Source organism: Aeromonas sp. Y293-4 (genome assembly GCF_027705905.1).
GTDB lineage: Bacteria > Pseudomonadota > Gammaproteobacteria > Enterobacterales > Aeromonadaceae > Aeromonas > Aeromonas veronii.
In genome coordinates this window covers 68,172-84,860 of sequence record NZ_JAPDCI010000007.1, presented here as the reverse complement: position 1 = coordinate 84,860, position 16,689 = coordinate 68,172, and the positions used below count along the sequence as shown (strand labels likewise).

Below are 16,689 nucleotides of genomic sequence, written 5' to 3'. Positions count from 1 at the left end.
TTGTGACGTACCGGCGCGGCCGGAACCTGATGGAGAGTCTCTATGTTGAAGTTGGCGCGAGAGCAGATCTTGCTGGGACAGTCGGTGGCAACCAAGTCGGACGCCATTGCCCTGCTGGCAGGCAAACTGACCGAAGCCGGTCTGGTGGAAGCGGGCTATGTGGATGGGATGCTGGCTCGGGAAGCGCAGCATGCCACCTATCTTGGCAGCGGCATCGCCATTCCCCACGGCACCACCGATACCCGTCATCTGGTGAAGAGCACCGGCGTCATGGTGGCCCAGTTCCCCAATGGTATCGAGTGGGATGAGGGGCAGATCGCCTATGTCGCCATCGGCATCGCCGCCAAGTCAGACGAGCATCTGGGCATTTTGCGCCAGCTCACCCATGTGCTGGGTGACGAGCAGGCGGCAGCCCAGCTCAAAGAGGCCACCGATGCCGACACTATCATCAACATCCTGACTGGCTCCACTGCCGCCAAAGAGGTGCAATACCTGACCCTGGCTGACTTCCCGGCCGATGATCGCGACCAACTGCTGCTGGGAGCAGCCGCCCGCGCCAAATCGGCGGGCTGGGGCGATGCCGCCATGGTGAGCGCCCTGCTGGCAAGCGATCCCGCCTATCTGGGCGAGGGCGTCTGGCTGGCCCGGGCGCAAGCGGCCCAGACTGGCTGGGTGCTGGCAACGCCCAGCAGCGAACTTCGCGCAGGGGATCTGCCGGTCAGCGCCATGCTACTGCTGTGCGCCGCAGATAGCGGCCATCTGCCGCAACTGGAGAATCTGGCAATGCTGGCGGCCGCTGGTCAGCTGGCAATGCTGGCGGGTGGCGAAGGGCTTGCCATGTTGCAGGCAGGGCCAGCGAGCGGTCTTAGTGAAACCTTCACCATCATCAACCCTCACGGCCTGCACGCCCGTCCGGGCGCCATGCTGGTCAAGGTGGCCAAAGAGTTTGAATCAGATATCCGGGTTGCCAATCTGGATGGTAGCGGCGAGGCAGTCTCCGCCAAGAGCCTGATGAAGGTGATCGGCCTTGGGGTCAAGTGCGGTCACCGTCTGGCATTTCGCGCCGAAGGTGCAGATGCCGAAGCGGCTCTCAAGGGGATCGGTGAGGCCATTGCCGCTGGTCTCGGCGAGGGGGCGCATTGATGAAGATTGTCACCATTACCCTCAACCCCGCCCTTGATCTCACCACCCGTCTTGAGGCGATGAGCCTTGGCGAGGTCAATCTGGTGAGCGAGGCCAACCTGCGCGCGGCAGGCAAGGGGATCAACGTTGCCATGGTGCTCAAGGATCTGGGCCGCGACGTGGGCGTCACCGGTTGGCTGGGCGCTGACAATGAACAGAGTTTTGTCTCCCTGTTTGCCGAGCGCGCGCTGGATGATCACTTTGTCCGTGTCGCGGGCAGCACCCGCATCAACGTCAAGATCTCCGAGCTATCCGGTCGGGTCACCGATCTTAATCTGCCGGGGCTCACCATCCAGCAAGGGGAAGTGAGCGCGCTGGAGCAGGCCATCGACGAGTTGGCTCCGCATGCAGAGTGGTTCGTGCTGGCGGGCAGCCTGCCCAAAGGGGTGGCCCCCGATTACTGTGCCCATCTGATCCGCCTGCTCAAGGCCAAGGGCAAGCAGGTGATCTTCGATTGCAGCGGCGCGGCCTTAAGCGAAGGGATCAAGGCGGCGCCGACTCTGGTCAAACCCAATCTGGAGGAGCTGAGCCAGTGGGCGGATCGCCCCATCAAGACCCTGAGCGAGCAGGCCGAGTGTGCCCGCGCGCTGCAGGCAAGCGGCATCCCCCACGTGGTGATCTCCAACGGCGCCGATGGCCTGATCTGGTTTGCCCCGGATGCCGTTTGGCAAGCCATTCCGCCGCGGATGCAGGTGGTCAGTACCGTGGGTGCTGGCGATTCTCTGGTGGCAGGTCTCGCCCATGGTCTGAGCCTTGGCTGGGCGCCGGAGCAGACCCTGCGGCTGGCTACCGCCGTCTCGGCTCTGGCGGTCAGTCAGGTGGCGGTCGGTTTTAACGATATAAATGTGCTCAACCCCTTACTTGAACAGGTGCGCGTACAGCCTCTGGATGAGCTGGCACCGGTTCAATGCCATACCCCCTCAATGGAAAACTCAGGAGATGCCCAATGAAAGCAATTCTGGTTACGGCTTGCCCGGCGGGCATAGCCACCAGCTTTCTCGCTGCCAAACGGATAGAACAGCAGGCCAAACTGGCTGGCTGGGAGCTCACCCTCGATGTCGGCTCTAGCGTGCAACCCCGCCAGGTGCCGAGCAAGGAGCAGATTGCCGCCGCCGACCTGGTGCTGGTTGTTGCCAGTGCTCCGGTGGATCTTGCGGTCTATGATGGCAAGCGGGTCTATCAGGGGAGCATGGATCTTGCCCTGCAGGATCCGGCCGCCTTGCTGGAAGCCGCCACCAGCGGTGCCAGCCTCTATCGCCATCAAGCCGTGCCTGCTGCTGCCAAACCCGCCGCCGCTGGCAAGCGCATCGTGGCGGTGACTGCGTGCCCGACCGGGGTGGCCCACACCTTTATGTCGGCAGAAGCGCTGGAGACCATGGCCAAACAGCTGGGTTATCAGATCCGCGTTGAGACCCAAGGCTCGGTCGGTGCCCAGAATGCCCTGACCGCCGAGGAGATTGCCGCTGCCGATCTGGTATTCCTCGCCACCGATATCGAGGTGGACATGGCCCGTTTCGATGGCAAGCCGGTCTATCGCACCAGCACTGGCGCGGCGCTCAAGAAAACCCGTGCCGAGCTGGACAAGGCGTGGAACGAGGCGACACTCTATCGCCACAGCGGTGCCAGCCTGCCCAAGAAAGAGGAAAAAGCCGGCCCCTACAAGCACCTGTTGACCGGTGTATCCTTCATGCTGCCCATGGTGGTGGCGGGCGGCCTTATTATCGCGCTCTCGTTTGTGTTCGGTATCGAAGCGTTCAAGGTGGAAGGCACTCTGGCCGCCGCTCTGATGAAGATCGGTGGTGGCTCCGCCTTTGCCCTGATGATCCCGGTGCTGGCCGGCTACATTGCCTACTCCATCGCTGACCGCCCGGGTCTCGCCCCCGGCATGATCGGCGGTATGCTGGCAAGCTCGCTGGGCGCCGGTTTCCTTGGCGGCATCGTGGCCGGTTTCCTGGCTGGTTATAGCGCCAAGTACCTGAGCGACAAGGTACGCCTGCCGACCACCCTGGAAGCGCTCAAGCCGATCCTGATCATTCCGCTCTTTGCCAGCCTCTTTACCGGTCTGGTGATGATCTACGTCGTCGGTGGTCCGGTGGCTGGCATCATGAATGCCATGACAGAGTTCCTCAACAACATGGGCTCTGCCAACGCCGTGCTGCTGGGTGTCATCATCGGGGCCATGATGTGCTTCGACATGGGCGGCCCGGTCAACAAGGCGGCTTACGCCTTCGGGGTAGGCCTGCTGGCTTCCAAAACCTATGCCCCGATGGCTGCGGTGATGGCCGCCGGCATGGTGCCGGCACTGGGGATGGGGATCGCCACCTTCCTGGCCCGTACCAAGTTCATCAAGGCGGAGCAGGAAGCGGGCAAAGCCTCCTTCGTGCTGGGCCTGTGCTTTATCTCCGAGGGGGCCATACCGTTTGCCGCCAAGGATCCGATGCGCGTTATCCCAGCCTGTATGGTTGGCGGCGCCCTGACCGGTGCGCTCTCCATGCTGTTCGGCTGTGAGCTGATGGCACCCCACGGTGGTCTGTTTGTGCTCTTTATCCCGCACGCTATCAGCAACGTCATGATGTATATCGTGGCGATTGCAGCAGGGTCACTGCTGACCGGTGTCTCCTACGCCATGCTCAAGCGCAGTGAAGAGCAGGCCAAGCTGGCAACAGCCTGATAGTCATTCCACTTTCAAAGCAAGCAGTTCAACGCCGCCCGGTTGCAAAGCCGGGCGGCGTTTTTATATGCCCTTTTAAACAGAATCGTTGAGCAACGGTTACTGAAGTCTCGCGTATCAGGGCCAGCGTCAGGCTCAGTTTCAACACTTAATTGTGTGGGGAAGGGCCCTAACCAATATCTCGTGCATTGATTGTGTTGCCGCCAGGATAGGGGAGCTGGCTAGTTCCCGGAAAGCAAATCTATATCAACCGACTGTGACCTATATGTGCATCTGTGTAGATGCGACCTGAGTTGATCATCAGTTAAACAAGACCTGAGGCAGGTTTGCTTTATGTCGAACCTCCCCATTTCTGCGAAAGGAGGATTCAGGTTTCGGTACAACCGAATGCCTTGGTTGGCAAGTATGCATTGAACCAGAGGGTTCCATATCAAATGGATCTTGAACCCAACACCAGCCCATTGCAGACCGTCGTCTACACAACTATTTATATGCCAACAAACAAGATTTTAAACAAACAAAATCAGTTGGCCTCATACTGAACATAGGCGCTGAAAAACTGGCCTCTCTGTTACGTGAAAAAGTAAACATGAGTAAAGCAGTGTTCAATGATGAAGAGAGATAACAGACAAAGCTGCTTTGCAGAGCATGGGTATTAATGTGTCTGTGAGTGCACAGGGGAAAAGAGAAATAAAAAAGCCACACCGGTTGGTGTGGCTTTTGTTTAGGGGGTCAACCCGGGTTGCTTAGGGGCGACCGGCCGGGCAGGTGGCCACGTTGACGGCGGCAGTGCTACCACCATGACGACCTGATGTGCTCACCTCGTTGCGTACCAGCGGCGGGTAGTTAACCGGCTCACGGGCAGGCAGGGCAGGGGCTTCGGCAGGGGTTGCCATCGGGGCGGATGCTTTGCGAGCACGAGCCAGCAGGCCAGCACCGTGAGCAACCTGTTTGGTCACGACCGGAGTCTCTTCCACCACAACCGCAGCGACAGGTGCCGAGGCTTCGACAACAGCAACTGGCATTTCGACTGCAGCCGGTACAGCTTCTACGACAGGGGGGCTGACAGCAGGGGCTTCTTCAACAACCGGAGCGGTTTCAACCACGGTAGCGGCAGCCTCGTCGACAGCCGGAGCGGCGACAACGGCAACAACGGCAACAACCGGGCTAGCGATCACATCGGCTTGAGTTGCTTCGACCTGGGTAGCAGCCTGCTCGGCAGCTTCTTCAGCAACGGCTTCGACAACCACATGCTCGGTCAGTGCAGCAGAAGCTTGCAGGGCAGCTGCGACGGCTTCAGCGCTCGGGATGGTAACAACAGGCACTACCGGCTCTTCAACCTGCGCTTTGGCAATATCTGCCTGAGCTGCGGTGGTCAGAGTGGTGGTATCTTGCTGTTCTTCGTCACGCTGGCTGCGGGCATCTTCGTTGATGCGCTTGCGGCGCTGACCTTCGATACGCTGGCTGCGCGGAGTGCGGCGTGAACGACGCTGGCCTTCACTCTGCTCTTCCTGCTCGTTACCCACGGTGGCATCGATCACTTCAGCTTGCGCTGGTACTTCGTCAACCGGCAGGGCAGGGGTGTCAGCAGCGGCGACATCGACGCGGATCTGCTTGCGCAGTTGGCGACGTTCGCGGCGCTCGGCCACTTTCTGCTCTTTCTCCTGACGTGGCTGGGCGGCAGTTGCATCAACGGCGTCTACCGCTTCAACAATGACTTCGGCGCGCGGCTCACGGGGCGCACGAGGTTCACGGGCCGGACGTGGTGCACGTTCCTGGCGCGGTTCGCGAGGCTCGCGCTCCTGACGGGGTTCACGTTCCATGCGCTGTTCGCTGCGCACTTCGCCACGAGCTTCACGCTCCTGACGAGGCTCGCGCTCTTTGCGGGGACGGCGATTGCGGTTTTCACCGGCTTCGCGGTTGCCACCTTCACGCTTCTCGCCAGCTTCCGCATTGTTGCGGTTGCCACGATTGTCGTCACGACGAGGACGCTGACCACGGCCACGACCTTCTTCGCGCTGATGACGCTGACCTTCATCCTTGCGTGCTTCACGAGCTGCTGGTTTCTCGGCGGGCGCTTTCACGTCGGCAGGGGCTGCATCGCTGCTGAACAGGCCGGTAATGCCTTTGATCAGCTTGCTGAAGAAGCCGGCTTCGGCAGGGGCCGCAGCAACGGGAGCCGCCGGCTGTTGCGGTGCAACAGGGGCCGGTTGTGCCGGTTGGGCAAAGCCTTGCAGCAGCGGTTGTTCACGCTCGATCACCTGAGCTTGCTTCGGCTGGTAGACCGGCTTGGCAATCTCGGTTTTCAGCTCATAGCTGGCCGCTTCCGGGATCTCGTTCTGACGAATGCGAGTCACTTCGTAGTGCGGGGTTTCCAGATGCTGGTTCGGAATGATGTAAACACGCACATCATTGCGCTGCTCCAGACTGGCGATGGCGGCACGCTTCTCGTTAAGCAGATACGCGGCAACATCCACCGGCACCTGGCCGTGAACCTGCTCGGTGTTGTCCTTCATGGCCTCTTCTTCGATGAGACGCAGGATGGACAGGGCGAGGGATTCGTTGTCACGGATCACGCCTTGACCCTGGCAACGGGGGCAGATATGGCTGCTGGACTCGTTGAGGGAGGGGCGCAGACGCTGGCGAGACATCTCCAGCAGACCGAAACGGGAGATCCGGCCCAGCTGGATGCGGGCACGATCCTGATGCACCGCTTCACGCAGACGGTTTTCCACTTCGCGCTGATGGCGAACCGGCGTCATGTCGATGAAGTCGATAACGATCAGACCCCCTAAGTCGCGCAGACGCAATTGACGGGCAATTTCGTCGGCCGCTTCCAGGTTGGTTTGCAGCGCCGTCTCTTCGATATCGCCGCCCTTGGTGGCGCGGGAGGAGTTGATATCGATGGAGGTCAGTGCTTCGGTCGGATCGATAACGATGCTGCCGCCTGAGGGGAGACGCACTTCACGCTGGAAGGCTGATTCAATCTGGCTCTCAATCTGGAAGTGGTTGAACAGGGCAACTTCACCCTTGTACAGCTTCACGCGGTTGAGGAAATCGGGACGTACCAGCTCGATATGGGCCTTGGCGCGTTCGAAAATCACCGGATTGTCGATCAGGATCTCGCCCACATCGCGACGCAGATAGTCACGGATGGCACGCACGATGACGTTGCTTTCCTGGTGGATCAGCACCGGTGCCGCGCGCTCCTGGGAGGCCTTGTGGATGGAGTCCCAGTGGTTGAGCAGAACGTTCAGATCCCACTCCAGCTCTTCCGGAGACTTGCCCACACCGGCGGTACGCACGATCAGGCCCATGCCTTCCGGCACGGTCAATCCGCTCAGGGCTTCTTTCAGTTCAGTCCGCTCATCACCCTCGATGCGGCGGGAGATACCACCGGCACGGGGGTTGTTGGGCATCAGAACCAGGTAGCTACCTGCCAGGCTGATAAAGGTTGTGAGGGCTGCACCCTTGGTGCCACGCTCTTCCTTGTCGATCTGGACGATAACTTCCTGACCTTCGCGGACCACTTCTTTGATGTTGGGACGACCCTGATAGGAGTAACCGGAGGGGAAGTAATTGCGGGCGATCTCCTTCAACGGCAGGAAACCGTGGCGCTCGGCGCCGTAGTCGACAAAAGCAGCCTCAAGGCTGGGTTCTACGCGGGTGATCTTACCCTTGTAAATGTTCGCTTTCTTCTGCTCGTGTCCCGGACTTTCAATATCCAAATCGTAGAGCTGTTGTCCGTCAACCAGCGCTACGCGCAACTCCTCTTCTTGAGTTGCGTTGATAAGCATTCTTTTCATTGAGTTCTCATTATTGTGTCATTTTGATTTCCTCCATCTGGGTCCTGCCAGCGCCGGCCTCGGGTCTTCAGCATACTGGGGCAACCTCCCGGTTGGGGTATGCATGAGGCGCAAACTAAGGGCGTTCTGGTCATCACTTCTCGAGAAGGAATGAATAAGGATGCCGAAATGGAGACAAATAAACGGTGATGTTTGTGTTCTCCATGCGTTGTACCTCGCACCCGGGAACCGTCATGTTCTTGTATACACGGTGTTTCGGGATTGGGTGGCATACTTTTTGGCCACTTAGTACAAGGCTTGAACACAATGACAAAACCTTGTTTATTATCCCATTTAAACCTCTTTTATAGCAAGGCGCCATTTTTCAACAAACCATGCAGCCAAGGGGCGCTGGCAGTGTTAAAATCCGCGCCATGACACAGATACAACAACAAGTGCAGCTGCTCACCATCGAAGCTGAGCATGACGGGCAGCGCATCGACAATTTTCTAAAGACTCAGCTAAAGGGCGTCCCCAAGAGCCTGATCTATCGCATCCTTCGTAAAGGCGAAGTGCGAGTAAACAAAAAGCGCATCAAACCGGAGTACAAACTCTGCGCAGGTGATGAGGTGCGGGTGCCCCCCGTGCGCGTTGCCGAGAAGAATGAGCTGCCTTCAGCCAACCTCGGGGTTATCCAGCGTCTGGAGAGCCAGATCCTGTTCGAAGACGATGCCATGATCGTGCTGAACAAGCCCTCCGGCATGGCCGTACACGGTGGCAGCGGCTTGAGTTTTGGCGTTATTGAGGGGCTGCGTGCACTGCGGCCGGAAGCCCGTTTCCTCGAATTGGTTCATCGACTGGATCGCGACACCTCTGGTGTATTGCTTGTTGCCAAAAAACGCAGCGCCCTGCGCAGCTTGCATGAGCAGTTGCGCGTTAAGACCATGCGCAAGCAGTATCTGGCGCTGGTGCGTGGCAAGTGGCAGGCTCACGTCAAGGTGGTCAATGCGCCGCTACGCAAGAACGATCTGCAATCCGGTGAACGGGTAGTGCGGGTCAGCGCCGATGGCAAGCCCTCCGAAACCCGGTTCCGCATCGTGCGTCAGTTTGCCGAAGCGACCCTGGTCGAGTGCAGCCCCATTACTGGCCGTACCCACCAGATCCGCGTGCATACCCTGCATGCCGGTCATCCGATAGCCTGTGACGATAAGTACGGTGAAGCGGCGTTTGACGAGAAAATGCGCAGCCAAGGGCTAAAACGGCTCTTTTTGCATGCCTGGAAGCTCAGCTTCACCCATCCGGCCGATGGTCGCGAGATGCAGGTAGAAGCGCCGCTGGCACCTGAACTCGACAACTTCCTCAACGGCTTGCCACGCTGATGCAGGATATCCGGCTCGCCATTTTCGATTGGGACGGCACCCTGATGGATTCGGTGGGCCGGATTGTTGCCTGTGTGCAAGGAGCTGCTAGAGATTGTGAGCTGGCGGTACCTGCACCAGCCCAGATCCGGCAGATCATCGGATTGAGCCTTGATGTCGCCATGCCCCGTCTGTTCCCTTTAAGTAGTGGCAGTGGCAGTGGCAGTGGCAGTGGCAGTGCCTTTGATGAGCGCCAGATTGCCGCACTCATCGATCGCTATCGTCATCACTATCTGCACGATGCGACCCCCAGCCCGTTGTTTTCCGGGGCAGGGGAGTTGCTGCATGATTGGCGGTCACGAGGGCTGCAACTGGCCGTCGCGACCGGCAAATCACGCCGTGGGCTGGATCGGGTATTGGATGAGACCGGACTGCGCCCGTTGTTTGTGACCAGCCGAGGGGCTGATGAGGCTCGCTCCAAGCCTGATCCGCTGATGCTTGAGCTGATCCTGGACGAGCTGGGGCTGTCACCCCGGCAGGCCGTCATGATCGGCGACTCTGTTCACGATATGGCAATGGCCGAGGCGATCGCCATGCCGCGTATTGGTGTCACCTGGGGGGTGGATAGCCGCGATGCCCTCAGTCGTCACGAACCTGTAGCGGTGGTGGACTCCATGACGGCTCTTCGCGGGCTGTTGTAGACGCTTCTCTTTAAGAGAGCTCAATCTGATTGATAACAGAAGCCCGGTCTATTGATCGGGCTTTTTATATCCTCGATCTAGCTTATCTATTCGTCCGCAATCAGGGCAGGGCAATACCTTGGCGCTCCAGCAGTTCGATCAGGCCGATCAGTGGCAGACCGATCAAGGCGTTAGGATCGCGCCCCTCCAGCCCCTTGAACAGCACGATGCCCATCCCTTCGCATTTGAAGCTGCCCGCACAATCGAGGGGCAGTTCAGCCTCAACATAGCGGCGAATGGCGGCTTCATCGAGGTTGCGAAAATGGACAGTGAAGGGTTCCACCAGTTGATGAGCCTCATTGGTTGCGGCATTCACTACGCACAGGCCTGTGTAGAAGGTGACACTGCGCCCCTGGGCCGCCATCAGCTGGGCGATGGCATTGTCGATGGTGCCCGGTTTGCCGAGGATGTGACCATCGCAGACACACACCTGATCAGAGCCGATAATCAAGCCGTGATCACGTTGCCCGGCGATGGCATCAGCCTTGGCATGGGCCAGCCTAGCCACCAGCGCCTCGGCGGATTCGCCAGCCACTGGTCGCTCATCCACATCGGGGGCGGCACATTCAAAGGGGAGTCCGAGCTTCTCCAGCAAGGCTTTGCGATAGCGAGAAGTTGAGGCGAGGATCAGATTCTGTGGCATAATCGAGTTACCGATGAAAGCAGGTACCGGCATTCTAGGGACTTGTGACGTTAAAATCATCGGCGGTAAGGACTTTTTCCTTTGACTATCAGTTGTTGGACCTATATTATTCGCGCCCTATGCAAAAGGTGAAGTTGCCCGTTAAGGTTGATCCAGTCCGTAGTGCCTTGAAGCTGCTCGATTACATCGGGATAGTGGAAAAGTCGCAGATGCCCAGGCTGGAGGAATCAACCGCTGGCTTGCAGAGTGATATCGATGTATCACTGCACTTTGGCAAAGATGTCCAGAAGTTGACCGTTATGAAAGGCACTGCCCATGCCAAGGTTGATCTGGTTTGCCAACGTTGCGGAGAGACATTCGAACACCTCTGTGAAGCTGAATTTATCTACACTCCGCTGTTCGAAAGAACAAACGAGGAAGAACTGCCGGAAGCTTATGAGCCCATTGAGTTGGACGAAAACGGCGAGATAGATCTTCATCAAATCCTGGAGGATGAACTCATCCTCTCGTTGCCTCAAGTCGCAATGCATTCTCTGGATGCATGCCCGAGAGGAAACATGGAGATGACCTGGGGTGAAATCGAACCTGCTGATGAGCGGCCGAATCCCTTTGCAGTTCTTGAAGAGCTTAAACGTAAGTGAATTTAGGAGTTAGCCTACAATGGCCGTACAACAGAACCGTAAAACCCGTGCCAAGCGTGGCATGCGTCGTTCCCACGATGCGCTGACCACCTCTGCCCTGACTGTTGATCAGACCAGTGGCGAAATTCATCGTCGTCACCACGTGACTGCCGATGGTTTCTACCGCGGTAAAAAGGTAATCGCTTAAGGATTGCCTTTGTCTACGCAAACTGTCGCGCTAGACATCATGGGGGGAGATATTGGCCCCTCGGAAACAGTGCCTGCCGCCGTGCAGGCACTGTCTCTTTTACCCCAGCTAAAACTGATCCTGGTCGGTGACCAACATCAGACCTACTCTCTGCTGCAGCAACATGGCTTGCTGAATCATCCCCGCGTTCGTTTCGTACATGCATCCCAGGTGGTTGGCATGGGCGATAAACCGATCGTGGCGTTGCGTACCCTTAAAGACTCCTCCATGCGGGTGGTACTCAATCTGGTGAAAGCCGGTGAGGCCGATGCCTGCGTCAGTGCCGGCAATACCGGTGCGCTGATGGCGATGGCCAAGTGCGTGCTCAAATCCCTGCCCGGGGTCGATCGGCCGGCACTTATCAAGGCGCTGCCGACATTGAGCGGCAAACGCACCGTGATGCTGGATCTCGGCGCCAATGTCAGTTGCGATGCCGATACCTTGCTGCAGTTTGCGGTGATGGGCTCCGTCGTGGCCGAAAAGGTAGAAGGCATTGCATCCCCCCGTGTTGCCTTGCTCAACATCGGCGAGGAGGAGATCAAGGGCAACGATCTGGTGCGCCACAGCGCCGAATTGTTGCGTCAGTGCCACGCGCTCAATTATGTCGGGTTCGTCGAAGGGGATCGCATCTTCAGCGGCGACAGCGACGTGATCGTCTGCGACGGTTTTGTCGGTAATGTCGCCCTCAAGACTGCAGAAGGGGTGGTGCGGATGATGGCCCAGCTGGCCGGATATCCCCGCAAGAAACGCATTTTTCTTGGCCGGATCGCCGAATTTATGTTCAAACGGCGTTTTTCTTACCTGAACCCCGACCAGTATAACGGGGCAAGTCTGTTAGGATTGCGCGGCATTGTGGTAAAAAGTCATGGGCGGGCCGAACGGCGCGCTCTGTGTAATGCGATCCTGCTGGCCGCACAAGAGGCCAAACATCAACTTCCACTGCAAATAGCAGATCGCCTTGAAGCTGTCTTCTCTGACAGGGATCTATAAGAACTCTATGCATAGCAAAATTCTGGGTACTGGCAGCTACCTGCCGAGTTCAGTGCGTACCAACGCCGATCTCGAGCAGATGGTTGAGACCAGTGATGAGTGGATCGTGGAACGCACCGGTATCCGTGAGCGCCGTATTGCCGGGGCTGACGAAACCGTTGCCACCCTCTCTTACCAGGCCGCCCTGCGCGCCCTGGATGCAGCCGGCTTGACCGCTGCCGATCTCGATATGATAGTGCTGGCCACTACCAGTGCTGAAAATGCCTTCCCGGCTGCCGCCTGCGAGCTGCAGGGGCTGCTCGGCGTTCCGGGCATTCCTGCCTTTGACGTGGCTGCTGCTTGCGCAGGCTTCACCTACGCACTCTCCATTGCCGATCAGTTCGTCAAATCCGGCGCCGCCCGCCATGTGCTGGTCGTCGGGGCCGATGTACTCTCCCGCATGTGCGATCCGCAAGATCGCGGCACCATCATCCTGTTTGGTGACGGGGCAGGGGCTGTGATTGTCGGTGCCAGCGAGACGCCGGGTATCCTCTCTACCCATCTTCATGCCGATGGCCGTTATGGCGAGCTGCTCAAACTGCCGCACCCTCGTCGCGGCATGCCGGGTGCCGAGCTCGAAGCCTACATGTATATGAAGGGCAACGATGTCTTCAAGGTCGCTGTCACCCGTCTGAGCGAGATCGTCACCGAAACCTTGGCCGCTGCTGGCATCGAGCCGAGCGAGCTGGACTGGCTGGTGCCGCATCAAGCCAACTTCCGCATCATCAGCGCCACAGCCAAGAAGTTGGGTATGAGCCTCGATAAAGTGGTGCTGACCCTCGACAAGCACGGCAACACTTCTGCTGCGTCCGTCCCTGTCGCCTTCGATGAAGGGGTGCGGGATGGCCGGATCAAACCGGGTCAGCTGGTACTGCTGGAAGCCTTTGGTGGCGGTTTCGCCTGGGGCTCGGCGCTGGTTCGCCTCTGATCTTCGGCGGGATGGTGTCTCCATCATTCCGTCACCGATTTCATTTTTGTCTTATCTAAAAGGAATCAATGATGACCCAATTTGCCATTGCCTTCCCGGGACAAGGTTCCCAGTCCGTTGGCATGCTGGCCGAGCTGGCCGAACAACATGCCGTGATCAAGGAGACCTTCGCCGAGGCGAGCCAGGTGCTGGGTTATGACCTGTTTGCCCTAGTGATGGATGGTCCGGTTGAAGATCTGAACAAAACCTGGCGCACCCAGCCTGCGCTGCTGACGGCCTCTGTCGCCCTGTGGCGCCTGTGGCAACAGCAGGGTGGGGCAACGCCTGCCATGATGGCGGGTCACAGCCTGGGTGAGTACTCCGCGCTGGTTTGCAGCGGCGCACTCGATTTTGCCGATGCGGTCAAACTGGTCGAGCTGCGTGGTCTGGCCATGCAGGAAGCGGTACCGGAAGGCACCGGCGCCATGGCGGCCATCATCGGTCTGGATAACGAATCCATCGCCGCCAACTGCGAAAAAGCGGCACAAGGGCAGGTGGTCTCTCCGGTCAACTTCAACTCCCCAGGCCAAGTGGTTATCGCCGGTCACAAAGAGGCCGTTGAGCGCGCCAACGTGCTGATGAAAGAGTCGGGCGCCAAGCGTGCGCTGCCGCTGCCGGTCTCCGTGCCGTCTCACTGTGCGCTGATGAAACCTGCCGCAGAAAAACTGGCAGCTGCGCTGGACGGGATCGAGATCAAGGTTCCAACCATCGCGGTCATCAATAATGTCGACGTATCCTGTGAACAGGATCCGGCCGCCATCAAGCAAGCACTGGTACGTCAACTGTTCAGCCCGGTTCGTTGGACCGAGACTGTCGAGCGGATGGCCAATGAGGGGATTACCCTCGAGATCGAGATGGGACCGGGCAAAGTGTTGACCGGGCTCGCCAAGCGCATCGACAAGCGGGTGGAAGGTATTCACGCCAACGATGCCGCCTCTTTCGAGCAGGCGCTCGCCCAGATCAAGTAAACAGGAGCAAGTGATGAGTTTTACCGATAAGGTTGTGTTGGTGACCGGTGCCAGTCGTGGCATCGGCCGTGCGATTGCCGAAACATTCGTGGCCCGTGGCGCGAAAGTGGTCGGTACGGCGACCAGCGAGAGCGGTGCCGAGGCGATCAGCGCCTATCTGGGCGACAATGGTTGCGGCATGGCACTGAACGTGACCAGCCAGGAATCCATCGAAGCCGTCTTCGCCGCCATCAAGGCGCGCTTTGGCGACATCGACATCCTGATCAACAACGCGGGGATCACCCGTGACAACCTGTTGATGCGGATGAAAGATGACGAGTGGAACGAGATCATCGATACCAATCTGACCTCGCTTTACCGTCTGAGCAAACCGGTGTTGCGTGCCATGATGAAGAAACGTCACGGTCGCATCATCAGCATTGGCTCCGTGGTGGGAACCATGGGCAATGCCGGTCAGGTCAACTATGCTGCCGCCAAGGCCGGTCTGGTTGGTTTTACCAAATCGTTGGCGCGGGAAGTGGCATCCCGTGGTATCACAGTGAACGCGGTTGCTCCCGGTTTCATCGAAACCGACATGACCCGTGCCCTGAATGACGATCAACGTGCCGGCATCATGAGTCAGGTGCCTGCCGCCCGTTTGGGTGATCCAAAAGAAATTGCCGCAGCTGTGGTATTCTTGGCCTCTGATGAAGCAGCCTATATCACCGGCGAAACCCTGCATGTTAATGGCGGGATGTACATGGTGTAATCAATTTGTCGTAAGATCTGTTCAAATTTGCGATAGTACGCCGAAGTTTGGCACATTTCGTGGTTTGACCAGCGGCAAGCTACTTGCAAACTCACGTCAATTGAATAAACTACCCCAACCAGACGCAAATAGCGTATTTTTAAAGGAAAATTCAGGTCATGAGCAACATCGAAGAACGCGTAAAGAAAATCATCATCGAACAACTGGGTGTTAAAGAGGAAGACGTTAAGAACGCTGCCTCCTTCGTCGACGACCTGGGCGCTGACTCTTTGGATACCGTTGAACTGGTAATGGCGCTGGAAGAAGAATTCGATACCGAAATTCCTGATGAAGAAGCCGAGAAGATCACCACTGTTCAAGCGGCTATCGACTACATCACCGCTAATCAGGAATAAGTTCCTGTTCTGAAAGAAGCGGCCCAAGGGCCGCTTCTTTTGTATTTGTTCCTTTTCAAAACACCTCTCGGAGACTACCTCAGTGTCAAAACGCAGAGTCGTGGTGACCGGCTTGGGGATGCTTTCCCCGGTGGGTAACACTGCCGAATCCAGCTGGCAAGCACTGCTCAACGGGCAGAGCGGCATTTCCCTTATCGAACACTTTGATGCCAGCGAGTTTGCAACCCGCTTCGCAGGTCTGGTGAAGGATTTCGATCCCGAGCAGTACGGTATCAACCGTAAAGACGCTCGCAAGATGGATCTCTTCATTCAATACGGCATCGCGGCCGGTATGCAGGCGCTGGATGATTCCGGCCTGACCATCAATGAAGAGAATGCCGAACGTGTCGGCGTGGCGATTGGCTCCGGTATCGGCGGTCTGGGTCTGATTGAACAGAACCACGAAAGCTTGGTCAACGGCGGCCCGCGCAAGATCAGTCCCTTCTTCGTTCCGTCCACCATCATCAATATGGTGTCCGGTCATCTCTCCATCATGAAAGGTCTGCAAGGGCCGAACATCGCCGTGACCACCGCCTGTACCACGGGTACCCATGCCATCGGCATGGCTGGCCGGATGATCGCTTACGGTGATGCCGACGTGATGGTCGCCGGCGGTGCCGAGAAAGCCTCCACCGCGATGGGGATGGGTGGCTTCGCTGCCGCCAAGGCACTCTCCAACCGCAACGACGAGCCGCAAAAAGCGAGCCGTCCGTGGGATAAAGATCGCGATGGTTTCGTGCTGGGTGACGGTGCCGGTGTACTGGTGCTGGAAGAGTACGAACACGCCAAGGCCCGTGGCGCCAAGATCTACGCCGAGCTGGTCGGTTTTGGCATGAGCGGTGACGCGTACCACATGACTGCGCCTCCTGCTGATGGCAACGGTGGCGCTCGCGCCATGAAAAATGCCATCAAGGATGCCGGCATTGCCCCCGAGCAGATTGGTTATATCAACGCGCACGGCACCTCCACACCGCTGGGTGATGTGGCCGAGCTGCGTGGCATGAAGTCGGTGTTTGGTGAGCACGCCAAATCTCTGATGGTCAGCTCCACCAAGTCCATGACCGGTCACCTGTTGGGCGCCGCCGGTGCCATCGAGGCGATCATCACTGTGTTGGCCCTGCGTGATCAGGTGGCTCCGCCCACCATCAACCTGGACAACCCGGATGATGAGTGCGATCTGGATCTGGTACCCCATGTGGCCAAACCAGGCAGCTTTGAATACGCCCTCTCCAACTCGTTTGGTTTTGGCGGCACCAATGGCTCACTGATCTTCAAACGCGTATAATTTGCCGCAGGG

General features: G+C 58.3%; 15 protein-coding genes. 13 read left to right on the top strand and 2 right to left on the bottom strand.

All coding sequences use genetic code 11. The features are described from left to right. Nucleotides 1-42: 42 nt before the first annotated feature. Genes fruB through fruA form a run of 3 tightly spaced genes read left to right on the top strand, consistent with a single transcriptional unit; the run spans nt 43 to nt 3,853 of the window. The gene (gene fruB, locus OKC31_RS09925; RefSeq protein ID WP_270656845.1) at nt 43-1,143 is read left to right on the top strand and encodes a fused PTS fructose transporter subunit IIA/HPr protein; all 1,101 of its coding nucleotides are present in this window, start codon (nt 43-45) and stop codon (nt 1,141-1,143) included. Continuing rightward, complete coding sequence (gene pfkB / locus OKC31_RS09920; protein ID WP_270656843.1) at nt 1,143-2,132, top strand: 1-phosphofructokinase; 990 nt, start codon at nt 1,143-1,145, stop codon at nt 2,130-2,132. The genes fruB and pfkB overlap by 1 nt, the downstream gene beginning before the upstream one ends. Continuing rightward, a complete protein-coding gene (fruA, locus tag OKC31_RS09915; protein ID WP_270656841.1) occupies nt 2,129-3,853 on the top strand; it encodes a PTS fructose transporter subunit IIBC in 1,725 nt (574 codons plus the stop codon). The genes pfkB and fruA overlap by 4 nt, the downstream gene beginning before the upstream one ends. Nucleotides 3,854-4,599: 746 nt before the next feature. On the opposite strand, the gene rne is transcribed toward fruA, so the two are convergent. After that, nucleotides 4,600-7,659 carry a ribonuclease E gene (gene rne, locus OKC31_RS09910; RefSeq protein WP_270656839.1) on the bottom strand — a complete coding sequence of 1,020 codons (3,060 nt, stop codon included), beginning with the start codon at nt 7,657-7,659 and terminating at the stop codon, nt 4,600-4,602. A gap of 413 nt (nt 7,660-8,072) precedes the next feature. On the opposite strand from rne, the gene rluC reads away from it, so the two are divergent. Both rluC and OKC31_RS09900 read left to right on the top strand, forming a co-directional pair. Continuing rightward, entirely contained in the window at nt 8,073-9,017 is a 945-nt protein-coding gene (gene rluC / locus OKC31_RS09905) for a 23S rRNA pseudouridine(955/2504/2580) synthase RluC (protein ID WP_005351815.1), read from the top strand. Beyond that, entirely contained in the window at nt 9,017-9,697 is a 681-nt protein-coding gene (locus tag OKC31_RS09900; protein ID WP_270656838.1) for an HAD family hydrolase, read from the top strand. The genes rluC and OKC31_RS09900 overlap by 1 nt, the downstream gene beginning before the upstream one ends. Before the next feature lie 100 nt (nt 9,698-9,797). Here OKC31_RS09900 and OKC31_RS09895 read toward each other — a convergent pair whose 3' ends face one another. Beyond that, complete coding sequence (locus OKC31_RS09895) at nt 9,798-10,379, bottom strand: Maf family protein (protein ID WP_247822815.1); 582 nt, start codon at nt 10,377-10,379, stop codon at nt 9,798-9,800. Between the two features lie 119 nt (nt 10,380-10,498). On the opposite strand from OKC31_RS09895, the gene yceD reads away from it, so the two are divergent. The 8 genes from yceD to fabF all read left to right on the top strand — a co-directional run bounded on the left by yceD (nt 10,499) and on the right by fabF (nt 16,677). Beyond that, nucleotides 10,499-11,020 carry a 23S rRNA accumulation protein YceD gene (gene yceD, locus OKC31_RS09890; RefSeq protein ID WP_013723766.1) on the top strand — a complete coding sequence of 174 codons (522 nt, stop codon included), beginning with the start codon at nt 10,499-10,501 and terminating at the stop codon, nt 11,018-11,020. Between the two features lie 19 nt (nt 11,021-11,039). Beyond that, a complete protein-coding gene (gene rpmF, locus OKC31_RS09885; protein WP_270656836.1) occupies nt 11,040-11,207 on the top strand; it encodes a 50S ribosomal protein L32 in 168 nt (55 codons plus the stop codon). Nucleotides 11,208-11,216: 9 nt separating this feature from the next. Continuing rightward, nucleotides 11,217-12,236 carry a phosphate acyltransferase PlsX gene (gene plsX / locus OKC31_RS09880; protein WP_270656835.1) on the top strand — a complete coding sequence of 340 codons (1,020 nt, stop codon included), beginning with the start codon at nt 11,217-11,219 and terminating at the stop codon, nt 12,234-12,236. Between the two features lie 7 nt (nt 12,237-12,243). Next, nucleotides 12,244-13,203: a beta-ketoacyl-ACP synthase III gene (locus OKC31_RS09875; protein ID WP_040065495.1), complete on the top strand. Its 960-nt coding sequence runs from the start codon at nt 12,244-12,246 to the stop codon at nt 13,201-13,203. A gap of 71 nt (nt 13,204-13,274) precedes the next feature. Then, nucleotides 13,275-14,210 carry an ACP S-malonyltransferase gene (gene fabD, locus OKC31_RS09870; RefSeq protein ID WP_160881740.1) on the top strand — a complete coding sequence of 312 codons (936 nt, stop codon included), beginning with the start codon at nt 13,275-13,277 and terminating at the stop codon, nt 14,208-14,210. 13 nt (nt 14,211-14,223) lie between these two features. Beyond that, nucleotides 14,224-14,958, top strand: coding sequence for a 3-oxoacyl-ACP reductase FabG (gene fabG / locus OKC31_RS09865; protein ID WP_005351850.1), 735 nt, complete (start codon nt 14,224-14,226; stop codon nt 14,956-14,958). A 158-nt stretch (nt 14,959-15,116) separates the two neighbouring features. Then, a complete protein-coding gene (gene acpP / locus OKC31_RS09860) occupies nt 15,117-15,353 on the top strand; it encodes an acyl carrier protein (RefSeq protein WP_005300909.1) in 237 nt (78 codons plus the stop codon). Nucleotides 15,354-15,435: 82 nt separating this feature from the next. Further along, nucleotides 15,436-16,677 (top strand): beta-ketoacyl-ACP synthase II, encoded by a 1,242-nt coding sequence (fabF, locus tag OKC31_RS09855; RefSeq protein ID WP_005360452.1) that lies wholly within the window; start codon nt 15,436-15,438, stop codon nt 16,675-16,677. The last annotated feature ends 12 nt before the right edge of the window (nt 16,678-16,689 follow it).

Coding starts and splice junctions, on each gene's coding strand:
- acpP (WP_005300909.1), top strand. CDS start 15,117: ATGAGCAACATCGAAGAACGCGTAAAGAAAATCATCATCGAACAACTG.
- fruA (WP_270656841.1), top strand. CDS start 2,129: ATGAAAGCAATTCTGGTTACGGCTTGCCCGGCGGGCATAGCCACCAGC.
- pfkB (WP_270656843.1), top strand. CDS start 1,143: ATGAAGATTGTCACCATTACCCTCAACCCCGCCCTTGATCTCACCACC.
- rluC (WP_005351815.1), top strand. CDS start 8,073: ATGACACAGATACAACAACAAGTGCAGCTGCTCACCATCGAAGCTGAG.
- yceD (WP_013723766.1), top strand. CDS start 10,499: ATGCAAAAGGTGAAGTTGCCCGTTAAGGTTGATCCAGTCCGTAGTGCC.
- rne (WP_270656839.1), bottom strand. CDS start 7,659: ATGAAAAGAATGCTTATCAACGCAACTCAAGAAGAGGAGTTGCGCGTA.
- OKC31_RS09875 (WP_040065495.1), top strand. CDS start 12,244: ATGCATAGCAAAATTCTGGGTACTGGCAGCTACCTGCCGAGTTCAGTG.
- fruB (WP_270656845.1), top strand. CDS start 43: ATGTTGAAGTTGGCGCGAGAGCAGATCTTGCTGGGACAGTCGGTGGCA.
- fabG (WP_005351850.1), top strand. CDS start 14,224: ATGAGTTTTACCGATAAGGTTGTGTTGGTGACCGGTGCCAGTCGTGGC.
- OKC31_RS09895 (WP_247822815.1), bottom strand. CDS start 10,379: ATGCCACAGAATCTGATCCTCGCCTCAACTTCTCGCTATCGCAAAGCC.
- fabD (WP_160881740.1), top strand. CDS start 13,275: ATGACCCAATTTGCCATTGCCTTCCCGGGACAAGGTTCCCAGTCCGTT.
- rpmF (WP_270656836.1), top strand. CDS start 11,040: ATGGCCGTACAACAGAACCGTAAAACCCGTGCCAAGCGTGGCATGCGT.
- OKC31_RS09900 (WP_270656838.1), top strand. CDS start 9,017: ATGCAGGATATCCGGCTCGCCATTTTCGATTGGGACGGCACCCTGATG.